Annotated in this window: 22 protein-coding genes; 13 read left to right on the top strand and 9 right to left on the bottom strand. The window is 71.5% G+C overall.

Going from position 1 to position 20,276, the window contains the following annotated elements; translation table 11 throughout:
* Positions 1 to 11 precede the first annotated feature (11 nt).
* Positions 12 to 1,277, top strand: a complete 1,266-nt coding sequence (locus AC2XR2_RS35405) for a VWA domain-containing protein (RefSeq protein WP_491517278.1) — start codon at positions 12 to 14, stop codon at positions 1,275 to 1,277.
* The gene (locus AC2XR2_RS35400; RefSeq protein WP_491517277.1) at positions 1,277 to 2,089 is read left to right on the top strand and encodes a hypothetical protein; all 813 of its coding nucleotides are present in this window, start codon (positions 1,277 to 1,279) and stop codon (positions 2,087 to 2,089) included. Before AC2XR2_RS35405 ends, AC2XR2_RS35400 begins: the two co-directional genes overlap by 1 nt.
* A 49-nt stretch (positions 2,090 to 2,138) precedes the next feature.
* Here AC2XR2_RS35400 and AC2XR2_RS35395 read toward each other — a convergent pair whose 3' ends face one another.
* The gene (locus tag AC2XR2_RS35395) at positions 2,139 to 2,765 is read right to left on the bottom strand and encodes a winged helix-turn-helix transcriptional regulator (RefSeq protein WP_381301175.1); all 627 of its coding nucleotides are present in this window, start codon (positions 2,763 to 2,765) and stop codon (positions 2,139 to 2,141) included.
* 87 nt (positions 2,766 to 2,852) lie between these two features.
* Here AC2XR2_RS35395 and AC2XR2_RS35390 point away from each other — a divergent pair, with 87 nt between their 5' ends.
* The 6 genes from AC2XR2_RS35390 to AC2XR2_RS35365 all read left to right on the top strand — a co-directional run bounded on the left by AC2XR2_RS35390 (position 2,853) and on the right by AC2XR2_RS35365 (position 8,977).
* A complete protein-coding gene (locus AC2XR2_RS35390) occupies positions 2,853 to 4,061 on the top strand; it encodes a pyridoxal phosphate-dependent aminotransferase (RefSeq protein WP_381301176.1) in 1,209 nt (402 codons plus the stop codon).
* Between the two features lie 217 nt (positions 4,062 to 4,278).
* Entirely contained in the window at positions 4,279 to 6,585 is a 2,307-nt protein-coding gene (locus AC2XR2_RS35385) for an AbeC-like domain-containing protein (protein ID WP_491517276.1), read from the top strand.
* A gap of 18 nt (positions 6,586 to 6,603) precedes the next feature.
* Positions 6,604 to 6,996 carry a DUF5955 family protein gene (locus AC2XR2_RS35380; protein ID WP_449349294.1) on the top strand — a complete coding sequence of 131 codons (393 nt, stop codon included), beginning with the start codon at positions 6,604 to 6,606 and terminating at the stop codon, positions 6,994 to 6,996.
* Between the two features lie 173 nt (positions 6,997 to 7,169).
* The gene (locus tag AC2XR2_RS35375; protein ID WP_449349295.1) at positions 7,170 to 7,769 is read left to right on the top strand and encodes a histidine phosphatase family protein; all 600 of its coding nucleotides are present in this window, start codon (positions 7,170 to 7,172) and stop codon (positions 7,767 to 7,769) included.
* A 94-nt stretch (positions 7,770 to 7,863) separates the two neighbouring features.
* Entirely contained in the window at positions 7,864 to 8,505 is a 642-nt protein-coding gene (locus tag AC2XR2_RS35370) for a hypothetical protein (RefSeq protein ID WP_491517275.1), read from the top strand.
* Positions 8,506 to 8,560: 55 nt separating this feature from the next.
* Positions 8,561 to 8,977: an acyl-CoA thioesterase gene (locus tag AC2XR2_RS35365; protein ID WP_330263575.1), complete on the top strand. Its 417-nt coding sequence runs from the start codon at positions 8,561 to 8,563 to the stop codon at positions 8,975 to 8,977.
* 21 nt (positions 8,978 to 8,998) lie between these two features.
* Here the strand turns inward: AC2XR2_RS35365 and AC2XR2_RS35360 are convergent, their stop codons facing one another.
* Positions 8,999 to 9,394, bottom strand: a complete 396-nt coding sequence (locus AC2XR2_RS35360; RefSeq protein ID WP_491517274.1) for a winged helix-turn-helix transcriptional regulator — start codon at positions 9,392 to 9,394, stop codon at positions 8,999 to 9,001.
* 111 nt (positions 9,395 to 9,505) lie between these two features.
* On the opposite strand from AC2XR2_RS35360, the gene AC2XR2_RS35355 reads away from it, so the two are divergent.
* From AC2XR2_RS35355 to AC2XR2_RS35345, 3 genes are all read left to right on the top strand, one after another.
* Positions 9,506 to 10,936 carry an MFS transporter gene (locus tag AC2XR2_RS35355; RefSeq protein ID WP_491517273.1) on the top strand — a complete coding sequence of 477 codons (1,431 nt, stop codon included), beginning with the start codon at positions 9,506 to 9,508 and terminating at the stop codon, positions 10,934 to 10,936.
* A 228-nt stretch (positions 10,937 to 11,164) separates the two neighbouring features.
* Positions 11,165 to 11,911: an AraC family transcriptional regulator gene (locus AC2XR2_RS35350; protein WP_491517272.1), complete on the top strand. Its 747-nt coding sequence runs from the start codon at positions 11,165 to 11,167 to the stop codon at positions 11,909 to 11,911.
* Positions 11,912 to 12,008: 97 nt separating this feature from the next.
* Positions 12,009 to 12,818: a chitosanase gene (locus AC2XR2_RS35345; protein ID WP_491517271.1), complete on the top strand. Its 810-nt coding sequence runs from the start codon at positions 12,009 to 12,011 to the stop codon at positions 12,816 to 12,818.
* Here AC2XR2_RS35345 and AC2XR2_RS35340 read toward each other — a convergent pair.
* The 7 genes from AC2XR2_RS35340 to AC2XR2_RS35310 form a co-directional block, all read right to left on the bottom strand.
* The gene (locus AC2XR2_RS35340; RefSeq protein WP_491517270.1) at positions 12,803 to 14,167 is read right to left on the bottom strand and encodes a nucleobase:cation symporter-2 family protein; all 1,365 of its coding nucleotides are present in this window, start codon (positions 14,165 to 14,167) and stop codon (positions 12,803 to 12,805) included. The genes AC2XR2_RS35345 and AC2XR2_RS35340 overlap by 16 nt on opposite strands.
* Before the next feature lie 289 nt (positions 14,168 to 14,456).
* The gene (locus AC2XR2_RS35335; protein ID WP_449349301.1) at positions 14,457 to 15,836 is read right to left on the bottom strand and encodes an 8-oxoguanine deaminase; all 1,380 of its coding nucleotides are present in this window, start codon (positions 15,834 to 15,836) and stop codon (positions 14,457 to 14,459) included.
* A gap of 10 nt (positions 15,837 to 15,846) precedes the next feature.
* On the bottom strand, positions 15,847 to 16,743 hold the full coding sequence (pucL, locus tag AC2XR2_RS35330) for a factor-independent urate hydroxylase (RefSeq protein WP_491517269.1): 897 nt from the start codon (positions 16,741 to 16,743) through the stop codon (positions 15,847 to 15,849).
* A 2-nt stretch (positions 16,744 to 16,745) separates the two neighbouring features.
* Entirely contained in the window at positions 16,746 to 17,159 is a 414-nt protein-coding gene (gene uraH, locus AC2XR2_RS35325) for a hydroxyisourate hydrolase (protein WP_491517268.1), read from the bottom strand.
* Positions 17,160 to 17,161: 2 nt separating this feature from the next.
* Positions 17,162 to 17,674, bottom strand: a complete 513-nt coding sequence (gene uraD, locus AC2XR2_RS35320) for a 2-oxo-4-hydroxy-4-carboxy-5-ureidoimidazoline decarboxylase (protein ID WP_491517267.1) — start codon at positions 17,672 to 17,674, stop codon at positions 17,162 to 17,164.
* Between the two features lie 83 nt (positions 17,675 to 17,757).
* Entirely contained in the window at positions 17,758 to 18,066 is a 309-nt protein-coding gene (locus AC2XR2_RS35315) for a helix-turn-helix domain-containing protein (protein ID WP_381301221.1), read from the bottom strand.
* A 47-nt stretch (positions 18,067 to 18,113) separates the two neighbouring features.
* A complete protein-coding gene (locus AC2XR2_RS35310) occupies positions 18,114 to 18,365 on the bottom strand; it encodes a YkoF family thiamine-binding protein (RefSeq protein ID WP_381301199.1) in 252 nt (83 codons plus the stop codon).
* A 138-nt stretch (positions 18,366 to 18,503) separates the two neighbouring features.
* Here AC2XR2_RS35310 and AC2XR2_RS35305 point away from each other — a divergent pair, with 138 nt between their 5' ends.
* Both AC2XR2_RS35305 and AC2XR2_RS35300 read left to right on the top strand, forming a co-directional pair.
* On the top strand, positions 18,504 to 19,325 hold the full coding sequence (locus AC2XR2_RS35305) for a TIM barrel protein (RefSeq protein ID WP_381301201.1): 822 nt from the start codon (positions 18,504 to 18,506) through the stop codon (positions 19,323 to 19,325).
* 30 nt (positions 19,326 to 19,355) lie between these two features.
* Positions 19,356 to 20,246, top strand: coding sequence for a 2-hydroxy-3-oxopropionate reductase (locus tag AC2XR2_RS35300; protein WP_491517266.1), 891 nt, complete (start codon positions 19,356 to 19,358; stop codon positions 20,244 to 20,246).
* Positions 20,247 to 20,276 lie beyond the last annotated feature (30 nt).

Below are 20,276 nucleotides of genomic sequence, written 5' to 3'. Positions count from 1 at the left end.
AGGATCCGGCGATGATCACAAGAAAACGGTCGGCGGCGGGAGTGTGCGCCCTGCTCGCCGCCCTGACGGTCGGGATCGCCTTCCCGGTCGCGGCGGTCGCCGGTGAACCCACGGGCGGCAACGCGCCGCAGGTCGATCTCGTCCTCGACGTGAGCGGCTCGATGCGGACGGCGGACATCGACGGCGGCACCCGGATGGCGGCGGCGAAGCGGGCGTTCAACGAGGTGCTGGACGCCACGCCCGAGGAGGTACAGCTCGGCATCCGGACCCTCGGGGCCAACTACCCGGGGGACAACCAGAAGACGGGCTGCAAGGACACCGCGCAGCTGTACCCGGTCAGCACCCTGGACCGCACCGAGGCCAAGACGGCGGTGGCCACCCTCTCCCCCACCGGCTGGACCCCGATCGGGCCCGCGCTGCTCAAGGCGGCCGGTGACTTCGCCACGGGCGACGGCTCCAAGCGGATCGTGCTGATCACCGACGGCGAGGACACCTGCGCGCCGCTCGACCCGTGCGAGGTGGCCCGGGAGATCTCCGCGAAGGGGGTCGGGCTGACCATCGACACCCTCGGCCTCGTCCCGAACACCAAGATGAGCAAGCAGCTCAGCTGTATCGCCGAGGCGACCGGCGGCACCTACACCTCGGTCGAGCACACCGACGAACTCACCGACAAGGTCAACCAGTTGGTGGACCGCGCGGCCGATCCGGTGGTGACGCCGGTGGCCACCGAGGGCGCCGACGCCTGCTCCACCGCGCCCACGCTGAAGTCCGGGCTGTACACCGACCGCGAGGAGTTCGGCCGGCAGCGCTGGTACCGGGTGGACGTCGAGCCGGGCCAGGAGCTGCGGACTTCGGTGAGCGTGGCGGCCGACCGGGCCGTGAACCCGTCGTACGGCGTGCTGTTGCGGGCCGTGACCGTGCACGGCCGGGAGATCGTGCGCGGTGAGGCCGCGGGCAACGGCCGTACCGATGTGATCTCCACGGGCCTCAGATACCCCAAGGCGGACAGCGACGAGGACGACTCCCCCGCCGAGACCGTGTGCCTCCAGGTCACCAACTCCTTCTCGGCCGGCTCCGGGGTGAAGACCACTCCGGGTCTGCCGCTGGAGCTGACCGTGGACGTCGTGGACGGGCCGTCGAAGGCGAGCGACGTGGCCTCCTTCGGCCTCGGGCGCGGCTGGTGGCTGCTCGGCACGCTGATCCTCGCCGGCTTCGTGGCCGGTCTGCTGTGGGGCTGGCTGTCACGCTGGCGGGTCGCGGTCTGGAGGACCAACTGATGCGGATCACACGCGCGTTGAGCGCCTCCCTGCTGATGCTCGGACTGGCCGTCGCACCGGCCGCCGCCGACTCCTCGCCGACCCCCTCGGATTCGGCCTCCTCGGCGGACGGTGACGCCCCCACCCAGGCGGGCACGTCCTTCCGTACGGCGACCGAGATCGAGCAGGGCCAGGCCGCCACGGCGAGCGGCTCCACGGGTGACTACCTGTACTGGTCGTTCCCCGCGGACGCCGGTCAACGGCCCACCGTGAAGGCGACGGTGAAGCTGCCGGAGACCCACGCCACCCAGACCTGGCAGATCGACGTGTACGACGGGCTGCGGCGCCGCCAGTCCTGCCAGTACGGCGCCCAGACCCGCACCGCCGCCGCGGGCGTGGGCAGCGTCGAGCTGGCCTGCACCCTGCGCACGGTCCGCGCCTGGTCGGAGGCCTGGGCCAACGACCCGCTGCCGGGCACGTACTACGTCCGGCTGACGGCCGTCGGTGTCACCACGGCGGACCTGGGCCTCCCGGTGAGCTCCGAGGTGCGGGTCGACTCCAAGGACATCGGCGGTTCGGCCGCGGTGGACGGCTCGCTGGCCGAGCCGCTGGTGCCGGGGATCGCGGTGAAGTCCGAGGCGGAGAAGGACGGTTCGGAGGACTCCGCCGTGCTCTCCGCCATCGAGCCCGAGGACGGCTGGTCCTCCGGCTGGTGGTCGGACCGGTGGGTGTGGACGGCGATCGGCGGCGCCCTGGCCGCGCTCGCGGGTGTCGGCGGGTACGCGCTGACGCGCGGGTCGGGACGGCCGTCCCGGGTACCGCCCGGCGCCTGAACCGGCGTCGCACCAGGAGAAGGCCCGCTCCGGCGGGCCTTCTTCGCGTTCACGCCTCCCGCAGCGCCTTGGCGATCGCCCCGTCGCCGGTCACCTGGACCCGCCCGTCGCGCACCGCGTCCGGCAGGCCCAACTCCCCCCGTGCCAGCGCCCCGCAGGTCTCCGCGTCCAGGACGAGCCGTGCGTCGGGCTCCCCGGGGGCCGGTCCGTCGCCGTACGCGGGACCGTCCTGGGCGCCTGCGTGCAGATGGAAGTCCCCTTCCTCCAGGCGCACTTCGACGAGCCCTTCGCCCTCCAGCGAGCGCAGCAGGGGCAGCGCGAACCAGTGTGCGCGGACGGCGTCGGTGGGCCGCCGGTCGCCGAGTTCGGGTCCGCCCCAGGTGCCGAGGGCCTGGAGCACCGGGAGCAACTCGCGTCCGCGCGCGGTGAGTTCGTAGACGAAGGCCGCGCCGGGCGGGGGCAGCCGGCGTCGCGTGGTGAGGCCGTCGCGCTCCATGTCCTTCAGCCGTGAGGCGAGTACGTCCGTGCTCACGCCGGGCAGGTCGGCGTGCAGGTCCGTGTAGCGGCGCGGGCCGGCCAGCAGTTCCCGGACGATCAGCAGGGTCCAGCGGTCGCCCACGACGTCGAGGGCGCGGGCCGCGGAGCAGTACTGGTCGTAGCTTCGGCGAGGTGACATGCGACGCAGTCTAGACAAGTTGTTGGACTTTCCAAGCTCGCGCTTGGTAAAACCAAGCAACACACGAAACCGGAGAGGCAGCAGCGCATGGAGTTCCGGCAGTCGAACAAGCTCAGCGAGGTCTGCTACGAGATCCGCGGCCCGGTGATCGAGCACGCCGACGCACTGGAGAAGGCGGGCCACAGCGTGCTGCGTCTGAACACCGGCAACCCCGCGCTGTTCGGCTTCGAGGCGCCGGAGGAGATCCTCCAGGACATGATCCGGATGCTGCCGCAGGCGCACGGCTACACCGACTCGCGCGGCATCCTCTCCGCCCGCCGGGCCGTGGCCGGGCGCTACCAGACCCTGGGCCTGGAGGTCGGCGTCGACGACGTCTTCCTCGGCAACGGCATCTCCGAGCTGATCTCCATGGCCGTACAGGCGTTGGTCGAGGACGGCGACGAAATCCTCATCCCCGCCCCGGACTTCCCCCTCTGGACGGCGGTCACCACGCTCGCCGGCGGCAAGGCGGTGCACTACCTCTGCGACGAACAGGCCGACTGGTACCCGGACCTGGACGACATGGCCGCGAAGATCACGGACCGCACCAAGGCCGTCGTCATCATCAACCCGAACAACCCCACCGGCGCGGTCTACCCGAAGGAGATCATCGAGGGCATCCTCGACCTCGCCCGCCGGCACGGCCTGATGGTCTTCGCCGACGAGATCTACGACCAGATCCTCTACGACGACGCCGTGCACCACTCCGTCGCCGCGCTCGCCCCCGACCTGGTCGTGCTGACCTTCTGCGGTCTGTCGAAGACGTACCGGGTGGCCGGCTTCCGCTCCGGCTGGCTGGTCGTCACCGGACCCAAGCAGCACGCGAAGAACTACCTGGAGGGCCTGACCATGCTGGCCTCCATGCGGCTGTGCGCCAACGCCCCCGCCCAGTACGCCATCCAGGCCGCGCTCGGCGGCCGGCAGTCCATCCACGACCTCACCGCCCCCGGTGGCCGGCTGCACGAACAGCGCACCGTGGCCTGGGAGAAGCTCAACGAGATCCCCGGCGTGTCCTGCGTGAAGCCGAAGGGCTCGCTGTACGCGTTCCCGCGCCTCGACCCCAAGGTCCACAAGATCCACGACGACGAGAAGTTCGTCCTGGACCTGCTGCTGCGGGAGAAGATCCAGGTCGTCCAGGGCACCGGCTTCAACTGGCCGACGCCGGACCACTTCCGCATCCTGACGCTGCCCCACGCGGAGGACCTGGAGGCGGCGATCGGGCGGATCGGGCGGTTCCTGAGCGGGTACCGGCAGTAGCTGCCGGGGGTTGCGCGGTAGCTGATGGGGTTGCTGGGGTTCACGGTCGGCGAGAGCGGGGATGCCCTAGTGTGCGGCCACTGATCCGCAGGGCCGGGGGATGGGGGGATCCCGGGTGGTGTTGTTGTCTCGTCGGCGTGCTCCGGGCACGTCCTCGGCCTTACGCGGCCGGCTCGCTCTGCTCGTCCTGACCGTCGGCCTGCTGGGCAGTCCATGGGTGCAACGGCCGATCTGGGACCGCTACGAGCGGAAGTTCTACATCGAGGGGTCCGACAGCAAGACCCTGCGCCGCCTGTTCGAGGCGGCGTTCGTCCCCCGCTGGGACACGTCGTCCGCCCAGTACGGGAACACCTCCGGTCTGGTCGTGAACGACCTCGCCGTGCTGTTCCTGATCGCGGGGCTCGCCTTCTTCCTGTGGCGGATGTATGCCCGCGGGAAGGCGGGCCGGATCCGCTGTCTCCTCGTGGGCCTGTCGGTCTCGGTCGCGGCCAACCTGCTGTGGTGGGGCCTGCACAAGACCTTCGTGACCGACGTCCAGCTGGCACCGAACGACATGATGCTGGACTATCTGCTGCCCAGCGGTCTCCTGTTCGGCCTGGTGGCGGGCGTACTGCTCATGCTGGTGACGGCAGGGCTGCCCCGCGCGGGAACCGGGGGCACGGGCACCAAGAGCTCCATCGGCGCCGTGACGGCGCCGCTCCGCCGCCTGAGAGAGGGAGGGCTCGGCATGACGACCGCGCCGGTCCACATGCCGGTCGGGAGCGCGCCGGGTGACGTCACCCGGTACCTGTGCGCCGCGGCCTACGTCGACGAGGGCTTCGCCGACCGGGTGGTCGAGGACCTCCTCGCCGACGAGGCCGGTGCCGTGGCGGCCTCGCCCGACGTCGACCTGGTGGCGGTGGTACGCCACTGTCTGACCGCCCAGGAGCTGCGGCAGCGCCGCGACCTGCGGCTGACCACGGCCTTCGTCGTGGTGGCGGTGTTCGCGCCCCTGTGGCTGCTGTTCGTCGCCTTCTTCCTGTCGACCACCCAGCAGGCCGGCGTCCGGCCGAGCCTGGCCACCCGCGGCCACCACCAGCCCCGGGGCAGGGTCCTGGTGGGCACCGCCGTCACGGCCGGCGTCGCCGTGATCCTGGCCTTCACCTTCGGCGTCGTCGTCTCCCTGCTGCCCGCCCCCGGCTTCGTGACCTGGCTGCTGGGCTCCTATCTCGGCGGGGTGCCGGCCGCGCTGCTGTCGGTGGCGGCGGTGGCGTTCGCGTACGTCACGGTCGTACGCCACGATCTCGACGTCGACCGGGTGCTGCGCACGACGATGACCCGCGAGGCGTTCGCCCGGCAGCCGCGGCCGACCGTGCCGCGGCGCAAGTGGATGGCCGAGCGGCTGACGGCCATCCGGGAGGCGCAGGACGGGAACGTCACGGTGTACAGCGGCTACACGCCCTTCATCGGGTACGCGAAGGCCGCCTCGCGGTGGTCGCTCGCGGTGCCGCTGCTGCCCGCGGGCGATCCCGTCGGGAAGCCGCCGCGACCGGCCGCTCCGGAGGCGTTCACGGTCGCCGAACTCGTCGACCACGTGCGCGCGTGGCTCAGGACGACCGCCGCGCGCGCCGGCGGGGACGGGTCGGCGACGGCGGACGCCAACGGCGCGGCGGTGGACGCCGCCGAGGCCCTCGGGTCCCTCGGGCCGCTCGCCTCTCTCGTCATCGAGGACCGGGTCTTCGCCAGCGGGACGAGCATCGGCGACGACCAACGCTTCATCAGGACCAAGACCCTCGCCCCGGCCGCCCGGCTGTCGCCCGACGAGGTCGAGCGGATCATGGAGCGTCCCACCGGGGCGGTCCGCCACCATCTCGCCGTCCATGTGCCGTTGTGGGGCGGGGACGTGGTGCCGAGCGTGTTCCTGCACTTCTCGACGACGGGGCGGACGCTGCACCTGCAGTGCAGCAACCACGTGCTCGGCCCGGTGCGCGCCGAGTACCACGTCGTGGACCGGCTGCGCGGACCGCTCTCCTCCCACGCGCGGCGCGGGCTGCTGCTGGACGCCGTCCCCCGCACGGGCAAGGCCTTCTACGGGGCGCCGTTCCGGGCGCTGCGGCAGGCGTACTTCGACGAGCGGCACAGCAGACGGATGGTGGACGAGCTCAGGGCCCTGGAGCAGGATCCGGTCTACGACTTCGGTGCGCGGCTGAGCGTCCGGGAGCTGGCGCTCAGCCCCGACTACCACAACTACTTCCAGGTCGTGGACGCCACACGGATCACGTCCCTGGTGGAGCGTCACACGCTCGCCGCGATCCGTGAGTTCCTGGACGCGCGCGGGTACGACATCACCGACTTCCGCGCCCAGCAGCAGACCATTCTCAACCAGGGGCTCATCCAGCAGGGCGGCACGAGCATCATCGGCAACCAGGCGATCGGCACGGGGGCGACCGCCACGCAGAACATCCCTCGGCAGCAGTCGGGGGCCACGGCGCCCGGTGCCGTGGGCGGAGCCGGGTCCGCGTCCGGCTCGGGGTCCGGCAAGTAGGTCGAGGAGGTTCTCATCATGGGCAACGACGACGGGCGCCAGGACCCTCCGGTCAACAACGGCGTCATGATCAGCGGCGGCACGCACTACGTCGGCAACCAGGCGGTGGGACACGGCGCCCAGGCCTTCTCCGGCTCGGTCTCCTTCCAGCCCCAGGACGCCGAGCGTACGGCCGAACTCCTCGCGCACGTCGAGCGGTTGCTGGAGGAACACCGAGCGGCGCTGACCGACCCGGACGCCACGACCAGGGAACTGCGCCGCCTCCGCGAGGAACTGGACGAACCGGAGCCCCAGCCCACGGTGCTGCGCCGAGCCCTGACCCGCCTCAACGAATTCGTCCAGCCGGTGACGCCGTTGGTGGTCGCGGTGGGTCAACTCGCGCAGTCGGTACAGGGGTTGCCGGGGGTGTGAGAACGGGGGCCGACTGCTCTGCATGGGTGCGGCCTACGCGGTGACGGGCTTGCTCTCGCTGCTGTCCGGAGGCCCGCAACGTGGCAGCGGGTGGTGGATCGCGGGTCACGCTGTTCTGCGGGACACCCGGCGCTGTGGCACGGTGCTGGGAGGGCCGTGGGAAAGGTGCGGGCGTGGGTGATCTGTTTCTGGTGCGGCACGGGGAGACCGAGTGGTCTCGGTCCGGGCGGCACACCGGCCGGACGGACGTACCGCTGACCGAGCGCGGCCGGGAGGAGGCGCGCCGCCTGGTGCCGCTGATCCGCTCCCACCGCATCGGCGCCGCCTTCGTCAGCCCCCTCCAGCGGGCGCGCGAGACCGCGGAGCTGATCGGCCTGCACGGCCTCCGGGTCGACGCCGACCTGCGCGAGTGGGACTACGGCGGCTACGAGGGCGTCACGACCGTCGAGATCCAGCGGGAACGCCCGGACTGGTTCCTGTTCACGGACGGGGTGGCGCCCGGCCCGCCCGACCACCCCGGGGAGAGCCCGGAGCAGGTCGGCGAGCGTGCGGACCGTGTCCTGGCCGAGGTGGACGCGGCGCACGCCGACACCGAGGGGGACGTGGTGCTGGTCGCGCACGGGCACTTCCTGCGCGTGCTCACCGCGCGCCGGCTCGGACTGCCCCCGTCGGCCGGGGCCCTGTTCCAGCTGGCCACGGGAACCCTGTGCCGACTGGGGACCGAGCACGGGCGGCCGGTGATCGCCGAGTGGAATGTCAGACCCTCGTCGTAGCCTTCGAAGCGAAGGGCCGGTGATCCGCACGGCCCCGTTGTCGTACGACCGCCGTACGGTCCGTCGGCAACCCGTCGCCCGGAAGGAGCACGCCGTGACACGACCGCCCACCGCCGCCCAGCGGCGTGTCATCGACGCCGCCGATCCCGTCACCGGCCGGATCAAGGGCACGGAGTCCCAGCTGGACGCGCTGGTCAAGCGGGGTCTCGCCTTCCGGCACCCCCGGCCGCCGCACGACCACTTCCTGACCCCGGCCGGACACCGCATACGCGAGACGGTCGCCGGGCCCCTCGAGCAGGCCCCGGCCCCCACCACCGCTCCCGCGGCCTCGCCCGGTGTGTTCACCGCCCACGTCGGCGGCACCGAGGAGCCCGCCGAAGCCGGTCCGGCCCGGGTGCGCGAGGTGCACAGCGCCTGGCAGGGGCTGCTGGAGCTGCGCCGGATGACCAATCCGGACGGGTCCACGGACCGGCCGTGCGGCTGGGAGCGGAGTCATCTCGTGCAGGCCGCCGCCCTCGCCCTGGAGGCGGCCGGCCATCCCCCGGAAGCGGGCGGCACGCCCGGCTACCGGGTGCGGGCCACCCCGCAGCCGGAGGCCGTCGCCGTGCACGCCCCCGACGGCGAGGCGCTGCGGACCTGCGCGGGCACCCTGGAGCAGGCCGGCTGGCAGGTCGGCGAGTACACCCAGCCACGCACCGGGACCCGGTACCTGCTGGCCTCCCCACGCCGGGTGTAGAGGGCACGTGTCAGGATCGGTTCCGTTAACTGCCGTGGCGTGAGAGGGGATTGACGTGAGCGAGCCGTTTTCCGTACCGGTGACCGTGCGCGGATACGAGACGGACGTACAGGGCCACCTCAACCAGAGCGTGTACCTCAACTACGCCGAGCACGCCCGCTGGTCGCTGCTCAGGGCCGCCGGGATCACCCAGGCCGGGCTCATCGGCAGCGGGGTGGGGCCGGTGGCACTGGAGACCACCATCCGCTACCTGCGGGAGCTGCTGGCGGGTGACGAGGTGGAGGTGAGCTGCGGTTTCGAGTGGGGCGAGGGCAAGACGTTCCGGATACGGCAGACGATCCGCAAGAAGGACGGCACCGTGGCGGCCGAGATCACCGCGGTCGGCGGGCTGATGGACCTGAACGCGCGGCGCCTGGTGCCGGACCCGGGCGAGGTCCTCAAGGGGCTGGCCACCGACCCGAGCCTGTTGTAGCTCAGGCCGGCCGGCGGTGGGTCAGGCCGGTTCCGGTTCGTGCCGGGCGTCGTAGCCGGCCCGCGCCTCGGCGATGTAGACCCTGTTGCGCTCCGCCCAGTCGGTCAGGCGTTGCAGGGTCTCGTTCAACTCGTGTGCGACGGGGGTGAGTTCGTACTCGACCTTGGGCGGGACCGTCGGATGGACGGTGCGGGTGACGAGGCCGTCGCGCTCCAGGTTGCGCAGGGTCAGGGTCAGCATCCGGCGGCTGATGCCCTCGATGCCGCGCTCCAGCTCGGTGAAGCGGATGGGCCCGTGGGCGGCCGCGACGAGGATCTGCACGCTCCATTTGCCGGAGACCCTGTCAAGAACCTCCCGCACCGGGCACGCCTGCGCGTTCACGACCTGGGTGGTAACACCGGTGTTCCTCTGGGACATCGGACTGCCTCCTTACGCCGCTCTCCATGGTCACTGACGATGGCCCCCGTTACAAGTCGTGCACCTAGGCGACCATTCGGAACTCTTGGAGAACACGGAGGCCATACCGCCATGACGGTCACTGCCCAGTCCCCGGCGCGAGCGCCGCGCCGAACGTACTCCCGCTGGACGGCTCTCGTCGTCCTGTGCGCGGGAACCCTCATGACGGTCCTGGACGGCAACATCGTCACGGTCGCGATGCCGGCCGTCCAGAGCGACCTCGGCTTCACGGGGCCCGGGCTCGCGTGGGTGGTCAACGCGTATCTGATCCCGTTCGGCGGGCTGCTGTTGCTGGCGGGCCGGCTCGGTGACCTGGTCGGCCGCAAGCGGATGTTCGTGGCGGGGCTGGCCGTGTTCACGGTGGCGTCGGTGCTGTGCGGGACGGCGACCGGCCAGGGCACGCTGATCGCGGCACGTGCCCTCCAGGGCGTGGGCGGGGCGATGACCTCGGCGGTGGTGCTCGGCATGCTGGTCGCGCTGTTCCCCGAGCCGCGTGCACAGGCCCGGGCCATCGCGGTGTTCAGCGCGGTCGGGGCGGCGGGCGGGGCGCTGGGCACGTTCCTCGGCGGCGCGCTGACGCAGGCCCTGACCTGGCACTGGATCTTCCTGATCAACCTGCCGATCGGGCTCGTCGCCCTGCTGGCGGCCGTCCGCGTGCTCGCCCCGGAGGACGGCGAGGGCCTCGGCCGGGGCGCGGACTATCCGGGGGCCGCGCTGGTCACCGGGGCGCTGATGCTCACGGTGTACGTGATCGTCGGCTCCGGCGACCGGGCGCCGATCACGACGCTCCTCCTGGCCGCGGTCTCCCTCGCCCTGTTCACGGCGTTCACCGTGCGGCAGGCCCGGGCCGCCCGGCCCCTGCTGCGGCTTCGGCTGTTCGGCTCCCGGCTGCTGTCGGGCGCGAACGCCGTCCAGATCCTGATGATCGCCACGATGTACGGCTTCCAGTTCATCGGGGCGCTCTACCTCCAACGCGTCCTGGGATTCGGCGAGTTGCTCACCGGCACGGCGTTCCTTCCGGCGCCGGTGGTGATCGGGGTGCTGATGCTGGGTCTGTCGGCGCGGACCATCGGACGGTTCGGCGCGTACCGGGTGCTGTTGGCGGGGCTCGTCCTCGTCCTGGCCGGGATGGCCCTGCTCAGCCGCGCCCCGGCCGACGGGTCGTACCTCGCGGACGTCCTTCCGGCGCTGCTTCTGCTGGCCACCGGGTTCGCGGCGGCGATGCCCGCGCTGACGGGGCTGGCCATGGCGGGGGCCCGGGAGGAGGACGCGGGTCTGGCGTCGGGGCTGTTCAACACCACGCAGGTGGTGGGTGGTTCGCTGGGGCTGGCGGTGCTGTCGGTGCTGGCGGCGAGCCGGACGGAGGGGCTGCTGGCACGGGGTGCGGAACTGGTCCCGGCGACGGCGGAGGGGTACCGGCTGGCGTTCGGGGTGGGGACGGGGATCGCGGCGGGGGCCCTGGTACTGGCCGCGGTGGTCCTGCGGACGGCTCGGCGGGGCTGAGGAGCGCGGGGTTGTGCCACGCCCTGCCGTCGCGCGGGTGCGGCTGCGTCGTGGCTGGTCGCGCAGTTCCCCGCGCCCCTGGGTGGGCGCAGTCGAAGCCCGCCCAGTTGTCCCCACCTTCTCCGGCCCGCACCCGAAGAACGACACACCACACACGCCCCCGCCGCTAGGAGATTCCGGCACGTTTCGCGCCCCCGAACCCCCCGGCCCCCCGCTTACCGTGGACCCGTGACCCACTCCCTCTCCGATCCCGTCACCGTGGAGGTCGACCCGCGGGAGCCCTTCGTGCATCTGCCGGACTCCGCGACCAGGGTGGTCGTCCGCACCGAAGGACGCGGCCGGCCCTCCCTGCTGGTCGTCGGCCCCCGCGTCCGCGCCACGTACCACCGGGGCAGGCCGGGAGTGTCCTGCACGCAGGTGCGGCTGGCGCCGGGGACCGTCCGGCCCCTGCTCGGCGTCCCGGCCGTCGACCTCGTCGGCCGGGTCGTGCCGCTGGGCGCGCTGCCCGGCCGGACCGCGCGGCAGCTGTCGTACGACCTCGGGCGGCTGGAGCACGAGGAAGCGGTGGCCCGGCTCACCGACCTCCTCCCGGACCGGCTGTCCGCCCCGGCCGCCGGGAGCCGGACCGCGCTGCTGCGGGCCGCGGTCACCGCGCTGTCGGTCCGCTCGGACCACATACCCGGTCAGGTCAGGGACGTGGCGCGGGAACTCGCCGTCAGCGAGCGCCAGTTGCGCAATCTGTTCCGTGACGGCGTCGGCCTCTCCCCCAAGCACTACGCCCGTATCCACCGCGTCCGTGCCGTGCTCGCCCACGCCACCGAGCTGCGCTGGGCCGATCTGGCCGCCGCCACCGGCTACTACGACCAGTCCCACATGACGTCCGACTTCCGCACCGTGATGGGTGTCCCGCCGCGCTCCTACTTCACCGGACGGCTTCCCGCTCCCGGGGCCTGCCAGGCGATCGACAGCCGGTGACGGGTTCTCACAGCGACCCGCCACCGCAGCCCTACGCCCTCCACAAGTCGGCGCGCGATCCTCAACCCCCCTTCCTGCCACCCCTCTTGGAGACGACGTGGCCTTCCTGTCCAGAGCGGCCGCCCGCCGCACCCTGCTCGCCGTCCTCGGGGCCGGCGTGCTGAGCACCCGGTGGCCGTCCGCCGAGGCCGCGGGCCCCGGTGGGCTCGACGACCCGGTGAAGAAAGACCTCGCGATGCGGCTGGTGTCCAGCGCGGAGAACTCCTCGCTGGACTGGCAGGCGCAGTACGCGTACATCGAGGACATCGGGGACGGCCGCGGCTACACCGCCGGCATCATCGGGTTCTGCTCCGGTACGAGCGACATGCTCGCGCTGGTCGAGCTGTACACGGACCGGGTTGCGGGCAATCCCCTCGCCCCCTACCTGCCCGCCCTGCGCGCGGTGGACGGGACCGACTCGCACGAGGGTCTCGACCCGGGCTTCCCGGCGGCCTGGCGGGCCGCGGCGAAGACGGCCGCGTTCCGCGCGGCGCAGCGCGACGAGCGGGACCGCGGCTACTTCGACCCGGCGGTCGCCCGTGCCAAGCAGGACGGGCTGGGCACGCTCGGGCAGTTCGTCTACTACGACGCGATGGTCATGCACGGCCCCGGCAGCGACGCCCTGAGCTTCGGCGGCATCCGCGACCGGGCCCTCGTACACGCGGACACCCCCGCGGACGGCGGCGACCAGACCGCGTATCTGCACGCCTTCCTGGACGCGCGGGTGTGGGCGATGCGGCAGGAGGCGGCGCACCGTGACGTGAGCCGGGTCGAGACCGCCCAGCGGGTGTTCCTCGCCGCGGGCAATCTCGACCTGGACACTCCGCTCAAGTGGCGGGTGTACGGGGACAGTTACGAGATCGACTGAGCGGGAACGGTCTCCATGGGGTGGGTGACGTCCTCGGCGTCCCGGCCCCTGCCGAGGTGGTTGAAGACCAGGTTCAGCGTCACCGCGGCCACACAGCCCGTCGAGATCCCCGAGTCCAGGACGATCTTCGCGGTCTCGGGGAAGGCGTGGTAGAACTCCGGCGCGGTGATCGGGATGACCCCGACCGCGAGGGACACGGCGACGATCAGGACGTTGTTGTCCTTCTCCAGCCCTGCCCTGACCAGGGTCTGGATACCGCTCGCGGCGACCGAGCCGAACAGGACGACTCCGGCGCCGCCGAGCACCGGGCGCGGTACGACGGCGATGAGCGAGGCGGCCATCGGGCACAGGCCCATCAGCACCAGGAAGGCGCCGCCGGTGGCGACGACGTACCGGCTGCGGATCCTCGTCATCGCGACCAGGCCGATGTTCTGGGCGAAGGCGCTGCACATGAAGCCGTTGAAGAGGGGGCTGAGGGCCGAGCCGAGGGTGTCGGCGCGCAGGCCCGCGGCGATGGTCCGCTCGTCGGCCGGGCGCTCGACGATCTCGCCCAACGCCAGCATGTCCGCGGTGGATTCGGTCATCGAGACCACCATGACCACGCACATCGAGAGGATCGCGGCGAGCTGGAACCGCGGGGCGCCGAAGTGGAAGGGGGTCGGGAAGCCGACGACGGCCGCGTCGGCGACCGGGCCGAAGTCCGTGGCCCCGAAGGGGATCGCGACCAGGGTGCCGGCCACCAGGCCGAGCAGTACGGCCACTTGCTTGACGAAGCCGCGAGTGAAGCGCCGAAGGAGCAGCACGATCAGGAGAGTCGCCGCCGCCAGGCCCAGGTTGGTCGCCGAACCGTAGTCCCGCGCACCGGGGTTGGGCCCCTGTGCCCAGCCGAAGGCGACCGGCAGGAGGGAGACGCCGATCAGGGTGATGACGGTCCCCGTGACGACCGGCGGGAAGAACCGGATCGCCTTGCTGAAGAAGGGGGCGGCGAGGAAGCCGAGGAGGCCCGCGACGATCACCGCGCCGAAGATGACGGGCAGGGCCTCGGACTTGTCGTCCGTGGCGGCGACGATGGCGGTCATGGGGGCCACCCCGGCGAAGGTGACGCCGTTGACGAAGGGCAGCCGGGCGCCGATCCGCCAGATGCCGAGGGTCTGGAGGAAGGTGGCGAGGCCCGCGGTGAACAGACAGGCACCGGTCAGGAAGGTGAGGTCGGTGGCGGTCAGGCCGATGGCCGCGCCGACGATCAGGGGTGGGGCGACAACTCCGGCGTACATGGCGGCCACGTGCTGGAGGCCGGTGGTCGCCATCTTCAGGGCGGGGAGTTTCTCGTCAACGGGGTGGACTGACACAGCGGCTCGCCTCCGGGCGGTTACACGTCGGCACTGACGTGGGTTTCTTGGAGGTGGTGCGCGGTCGTGCGGGACCGGGGGGAAGGGTTCTCGCGGGAACGGGATCCGCTCCTGGGACGGTTGAGACGTTCAGGGACGGTGACGACCTTCAGGGGCAGGACAGTGACGACCGTTCCGGGGCGCGCGCGTCCGACGCGCGCCCCGGGCACGGCCGCTGTGGTACCCGCAAACCGGGTCCACGGCTGCCGGCCGAGAGCCGTCCCTCTCGGCCGGAGTCCGGGTGAACTGCTCAGCCCTGCGCGGCGATCCGCGCCAGACGCTGGGCCTGTTCCCGCGTGGAGCGGGCGACGGCGTCCTCGTCGACGTGCGACAGGCGGCCGTTCTCGACGATCTGACGGCCGTTCACGAACGAGGCCGTGACCGGTGCGGCCGCGCCGAAGACCAGTGCGGTCACCGGGTCGGCGATCGAGGCGTGCGCGAGGGTGTCGAGCTTCCACAGCACCAGGTCGGCGAGCTTGCCGGCTTCCAGGGAGCCGGTCTCGGCAGCACGGCCGAGGACCTGGGCGCCGCCGTAGGTGCCCAGACGCAGCGCCTGGCGGGCGTTCAGCGCCGCTTCCCGGTGTGCGCCGAGCCGGTTGATGAGCAGCGCGTTGCGCAGCTCGGTGTGCAGCTCGCCGGACTCGTTGGACGCCGTGCCGTCGACGCCGAGGCCGACCGGGACGCCGGCCGCGAGCATGTCGGGGACGCGGGCGATTCCCGCCGCCAGTCGGGCATTTGAGGACGGGCAGTGGGCCACGCCCGTCTTCGTCCGGGCGAACGCGGCGATGTCGGAGTCGTTCATGTGGACGCAGTGCGCCATCCACACGTCCTCGCCGAGCCAGCCGGTGGACTCGAAGTAGTCGGTCGGGCCCATGCCGAACAGTTCCTTGCAGAACTGCTCCTCCTCGACGGTCTCCGAGCCGTGGGTGTGCAGCCGGACCCCGAGGCGGCGGGCCAACTCGGCGCCCTCCCGCAGGAGTTCGGTGGAGACGGAGAACGGCGAGCAGGGGGCCACGGCGACCTGGGTCATGGCGTCGAAGGAGGAATCGTGATGCTCCTTGACGGTGGCCTCGGTCGCGGCGAGGGCGCCTTCGAGGGTCTCCACGGCGAAGTCCGGGGGCAGTCCGCCGTCCTTCTCGCTGCGGTCCATGGAGCCGCGGGCGAGGGTGAAGCGGACGCCGGTCTCGCGGGCCGCACGGATGATCGCGCCGGACAGGTCGCCGGAGCCGGCCGGGAAGACGTAGTGGTGGTCCATCGCGGTCGTGACACCACCGCGGGCCATCATCGCGAGCGATCCCTGGGCGGCCGCGTAGACCATCTCCTCGTCGATGCGCGCCCAGGTCGGGTACAGCGCGACGAGCCAGTTGAAGAGGTTGTGGTCGGTGGCCAGGCCCCGGGTGATCCACTGGTAGTAGTGGTGGTGGGTGTTGACCAGGCCGGGGGTCACCAGGTGGCCGGTGGCGTCGATGCGCCGTACGACGTCCTGGAGGCCCTCGGGGGCCCGGCCCGCGCCGAGGGACTCGATGCGGTTGCCGGCGATGACGACATGGCCGGAGGCGTACTCGGTGTCGTCGGCGTCTACGGTCGCGATCGAACAGTTCTCGATCACGATGCGCTGAACTGCGGTCATGGTGCGCCCCTCAGAGGTTGGTCAGGTCCGTGGGGATCCTCGCCTCGCGCCCGTCCCGCAGGACGGTCGCCTCGATCAGGCCGTAGGGCCGGTCGGCGGCGAAGTACACCTCGTTGTCGTTCTTGAGGCCGAAGGGCTCCAGGTCCACCAGGAAATGGTGCTTGTTCGGCAGGGAGAAGCGGACCTCGTCGATCTCGTCGCGGTTCTCGATGATCCGCGAGCCCATCTGGTACAGCGTCTGCTGGAGCGAGAGCGAGTAGGTCTCGGCGAAGGCCCGGAGCATGTGCTGCTTCGTCTGCTCGTACGACGTGTCCCAGTCGGGCATGTCCTGCGCGTCGTCGGTCCAGTTGAAGCGCCAGCGGCCGGAGACCTCGGTGGCCAGGATGCGGTCGTACGCCTCGGGCAGCGTTGTGTACTTGTCCTTGACGTAGCCCCAGAACTCGGAGTCGGTCGAGTTCAGCACGGTCAGGTCCTTGAGGCCGGAGACGACCTCCCACGACGAGCCGTCGTAGGTGATCTGCGCGAGGCGGGTCTCCTGGCCCTTGCGCACGAAGGAGTGCGCGCTGTCGCCGCCGTGCTCGATCCGCTCCCAGGAGTACTCCTCGATGCGGATCCGCGCAGTCCTGATCGCTTCCTGCGAGGTCACGAAGTGCCGGGCGAGGTGGATGCCGAACTGTTCGGCGGACTCGATGCCGTGTTCCTTGGCGAACGCGTACACCGTGTTCTTGGTGGTGTCGGTCGGCAGGACGTGCGCGTTGGAGCCGGAGTAGTGGACGTCGTCCATGTCGCCGCTCAGCGACACCGAGACGTTGAGGTCCTTGATGTGGTGGGTGGCGCCGTCCCGCGTGATCTTGACGACTCGGTTCTCGGCCTTGCCGTACTGGTTCTGTCCCAGGATGGTGGGCATAGCTAGCTCCCTCGGTATACGGAGTAGCCGAACGGGTTGAGCAGCAGCGGTACGTGGTAGTGCTCGCCGGGTTCGACGGCGAAAGTGATCGCCACCTCCGGGAAGAACACTCCGGCACCGCTGTCCCGATTCGCGGGGGCGTCCTGCTGCGCATCGGCTTGCTTCTTCAAGAAGTACGGTTCGACCTCGAAGTCGAGCCGTACGTGGCTGGTCCCCTCCGGCGGCGCCGGCAGGTCCTTGCACCGCCCGTCCGCGTCGGTCGCGGAGCCGCCGAGTGCCTGCCAGGCCCCTCCTTGCCCGTCCTGGGCGGACCGCCCCGAGCGGGCGGAGATCCGGACGGCGACACCCTCGGCGGGGCGGCCGACGCTGGTGTCCAGGATGTGCGTGGACACGGAGGCGGTGGTGCTCGTGCTCATGGTCAGGCGTCCTCTTCGACGATGCGGGCGAGCCGGATACGGTTGATCTTGCCCAGCTCGGTGCGGACGATCTCGCGTTCCCGGTCCGGCGCGTTGCCGATCCGCTCCTTGACCGCGTCCCGCAGCTGCTCGGCGCTGCGGCCGGTCGCGCAGATCAGGAAGACATGGCCGAACCGCTCCTGGTACGCCAGGTTCAGTTCGAGCATCTCGGCCTTGAGCTCGTCGTCGGCCGAGGCCATCCCGGACTGCTCCCGGGCGGAGGTCGGGTCGCCGGGCTTGGGGCGGCCGATCGGCGGGTGCCCGGCCATCGCCTCGCCGAGGTCGTCGGCGGTCAGCTCCGCCATGGCGGTGTCGCTCTCGGCGAAGAGGGCGTCGACCGTGGCGTACGGCCGGGCGGCGAGCAGCCGCTTCGTCCAGGTCGCGGAGGCGCACGCCTCGTGGAGCACGGCGTAGGCCGCGTGCTCCTCCAGGGCGTTGAACCGGGCCAGGCCCGCGGGCACGGATGTCGGCGTCATGGCGTCAGCTAACGCTCCCGCACGACATCACGTCAACACTTTGTTGAAAATTCGGGGTTACGGAACCCGCCCGGCAGCGCTTTCTACGCTTTGTCCCGGTTCAGGTAGTTGTAGACGGTGAAGCGGCTCACCCCGAGCGCGCTCGCCACGGTCTCCACGCCGTGCCGTACCGAGAAGGCGCCGCGCGCCTCCAGTATCCGTACGACCTCCTGCTTGGCCTTGCGGTCGAGGTCCGCGAGCGGCTTGCCCTTCTTGCGCTCCATGGCGGCCAGGATGTGATCGAGGGAGTCCGCGAGCTGCGGCAGCCGTACGGCGACGGCCTGGACGCCCTCCCAGGTGAGCACGACGTCGTCGGGACCTGCCTCGTCCGGCGGGAGCATCTCCCCGCCCATGGCGTCGACCAGCGGCTTGACCGCCGTGATGAACGGCTCGTCGGAGGTCACTCGCTCCCCTCTCCGAGCACGTTGAGCTGGAGCGAGATCCGGGTGGCGCCGGAAGCCAGGGCCTTGCGCAGCACGACCTCCACGGCGGTGAGCACCTCGTCGGCGCCGCCTTCCGCGGTGTTGCCGAACGGGCCGACGTCCACCGCGTCCAGCTCGGCCGCCTCGATGACCTCGCGGGCCACCAGCGCGTGCGCCGGGGCCTCGTCGAGGTCGAAGGGCTCGGTCGTGAACTCCACTCTCAATCGCACGCGCACAACCTAACCCGCGGTGCCGTTTTCCGCCGGGCCCTCTTGACAACGCCTTCAGCCCGACGGCAGTCTTCCAATAAGCAGAAACTAACTTCCGCATTACGGAACATTCGACACGGAAGGGAGCGCCAGGACCCCATGGGATTCGCAGAGCAGCGCTTCAACGTCAACCTGTCGATCCTCTTCACGGAACTCCCGCTCCTGGAGCGCCCCGCGGCAGCGGCCGCGGCCGGCTTCACCGCGGTCGAGCTGTGGTGGCCCTGGATCGACACCCCGACCCCCGAGCAGGCGGAGCTCGACGCCCTGAAGCGGGCGATCGAGGACGCCGGCGTCCAGCTCACCGGCCTGAACTTCTACGCCGGCGAGCTGCCGGGACCGGACCGCGGCGCCCTGTCGATCCCGGGCGAGGAGTCGGAGCGGTTCCGCGCCAACATCGACGTGGCCGCCGACTTCGCCGGCTCGCTGGGCGCCACGGCGCTCAACGCCCTGTACGGCAACCGCGTCGACGGCGTGGACCCGGCCGAGCAGGACGCGCTGGCGCTGGAGAACCTGGTCCTGGCGGCCCGCGCGGCCGACCGGATCGGCGCGATCCTCCTGATCGAGGCCCTCAACAAGCCCGAGTCGCCGCGGTACCCGCTGGTGAGCGCGCCGGCCGCGGTCGGGATCGTCGACAAGGTCAACGCGGCGAGCGGCCTCGGCAACGCCCGCTTCCTCATGGACCTCTACCACCTGTCCATGAACGGCGAGGACCTCCCGGCGGTGATCGAGGAGTTCACCCCGAAGACCGGGCACGTCCAGATCGCCGACAACCCGGGCCGCGGCGCGCCGGGCACCGGGACGCTGCCGCTCGAAGAGCTGCTGGGCCTGCTGGCCAAGGCCGGTTACGACGGCTGGGTCGGCCTGGAGTACAAGCCCGGCGACCGCCCGAGCTCCGAGGCCTTCGACTGGCTCGCCCGCTGACCCCCTTACCCACCGAGAGGCACCCCCGACATGAGCAGTCTCCCCAAGATCGCCTGGATCGGCCTCGGCATCATGGGCTCCCCCATGTCCGAGAACCTGGTCAAGGCGGGTTACGACGTCACCGGCTACACCCTGGAGCGGGACAAGCTGGACCGGCTGGCCGCCACGGGTGGCACCGCGGCCGGTTCGATCGCCGAGGCCGTGCGCGACGCCGACGTGATCATCACGATGGTGCCCGCGTCCCCGCAGGTCGAGGCCATCGCCTACGGCCCCGAGGGCATCCTCGCCCACGCCCGCTCCGGCGCCCTGCTGATCGACATGTCCTCGATCACCCCGCAGACCTCGGTGGACCTCGCGAAGGCCGCCGCCGAGAAGGGCATCCGCGTCCTGGACGCGCCCGTGTCCGGCGGTGAGGCCGGAGCGATCGAGGCGGTGCTGTCCATCATGGTCGGCGGTGAGCAGGCCGACTTCGACGAGGCCGAGCCGGTCTTCGAGGCGCTGGGCAAGACCATCGTGCTGTGCGGGCCGCACGGCTCGGGGCAGACCGTGAAGGCCGCCAACCAGCTGATCGTCGCCGTGAACATCCAGGCGTGTGCCGAGGCCGTGGTCTTCCTGGAGAAGTCGGGCGTGAACCTGAAGGCCGCGCTCGACGTCCTGAACGGCGGCCTCGCCGGCTCGACCGTGCTGACGCGCAAGAAGGACAACTTCCTCCAGCGCGACTTCAAGCCGGGCTTCCGGATCGACCTGCACCACAAGGACATGGGCATCGTCACCGACGCGGCCCGCAATGTCGGCGCGGCCCTGCCGGTGGGCGCCGTGGTCGCCCAACTGGTCGCCAGTCTGCGGGCCCAGGGCGACGGCGGCCTGGACCACTCGGCGCTGCTGCGGGCGGTGGAGCGGCTGTCCGGGGCGCAGGTCTGACGCCTCCCCAAGACCCCGGGCGGCGCCACT

Source organism: Streptomyces sp. LS-MS-L19 (assembly GCF_058382285.1).
Note: the sequence above shows the minus strand (reverse complement) of the source record. Positions and strands in the feature narration are given on the sequence as shown.

What these genes read in the sequence shown, in the direction of transcription:
- AC2XR2_RS35405 (WP_491517278.1), top strand. Translation starts at nt 12, where the DNA reads ATGATCACAAGAAAACGGTCGGCGGCGGGAGTGTGCGCCCTGCTCGCC.
- AC2XR2_RS35400 (WP_491517277.1), top strand. Translation starts at nt 1,277, where the DNA reads ATGCGGATCACACGCGCGTTGAGCGCCTCCCTGCTGATGCTCGGACTG.
- AC2XR2_RS35395 (WP_381301175.1), bottom strand. Translation starts at nt 2,765, where the DNA reads ATGTCACCTCGCCGAAGCTACGACCAGTACTGCTCCGCGGCCCGCGCC.
- AC2XR2_RS35390 (WP_381301176.1), top strand. Translation starts at nt 2,853, where the DNA reads ATGGAGTTCCGGCAGTCGAACAAGCTCAGCGAGGTCTGCTACGAGATC.
- AC2XR2_RS35380 (WP_449349294.1), top strand. Translation starts at nt 6,604, where the DNA reads ATGGGCAACGACGACGGGCGCCAGGACCCTCCGGTCAACAACGGCGTC.
- AC2XR2_RS35360 (WP_491517274.1), bottom strand. Translation starts at nt 9,394, where the DNA reads ATGTCCCAGAGGAACACCGGTGTTACCACCCAGGTCGTGAACGCGCAG.
- AC2XR2_RS35355 (WP_491517273.1), top strand. Translation starts at nt 9,506, where the DNA reads ATGACGGTCACTGCCCAGTCCCCGGCGCGAGCGCCGCGCCGAACGTAC.
- AC2XR2_RS35335 (WP_449349301.1), bottom strand. Translation starts at nt 15,836, where the DNA reads ATGACCGCAGTTCAGCGCATCGTGATCGAGAACTGTTCGATCGCGACC.
- pucL (WP_491517269.1), bottom strand. Translation starts at nt 16,743, where the DNA reads ATGCCCACCATCCTGGGACAGAACCAGTACGGCAAGGCCGAGAACCGA.
- uraH (WP_491517268.1), bottom strand. Translation starts at nt 17,159, where the DNA reads ATGAGCACGAGCACCACCGCCTCCGTGTCCACGCACATCCTGGACACC.
- uraD (WP_491517267.1), bottom strand. Translation starts at nt 17,674, where the DNA reads ATGACGCCGACATCCGTGCCCGCGGGCCTGGCCCGGTTCAACGCCCTG.
- AC2XR2_RS35315 (WP_381301221.1), bottom strand. Translation starts at nt 18,066, where the DNA reads ATGGGCGGGGAGATGCTCCCGCCGGACGAGGCAGGTCCCGACGACGTC.
- AC2XR2_RS35305 (WP_381301201.1), top strand. Translation starts at nt 18,504, where the DNA reads ATGGGATTCGCAGAGCAGCGCTTCAACGTCAACCTGTCGATCCTCTTC.
- AC2XR2_RS35300 (WP_491517266.1), top strand. Translation starts at nt 19,356, where the DNA reads ATGAGCAGTCTCCCCAAGATCGCCTGGATCGGCCTCGGCATCATGGGC.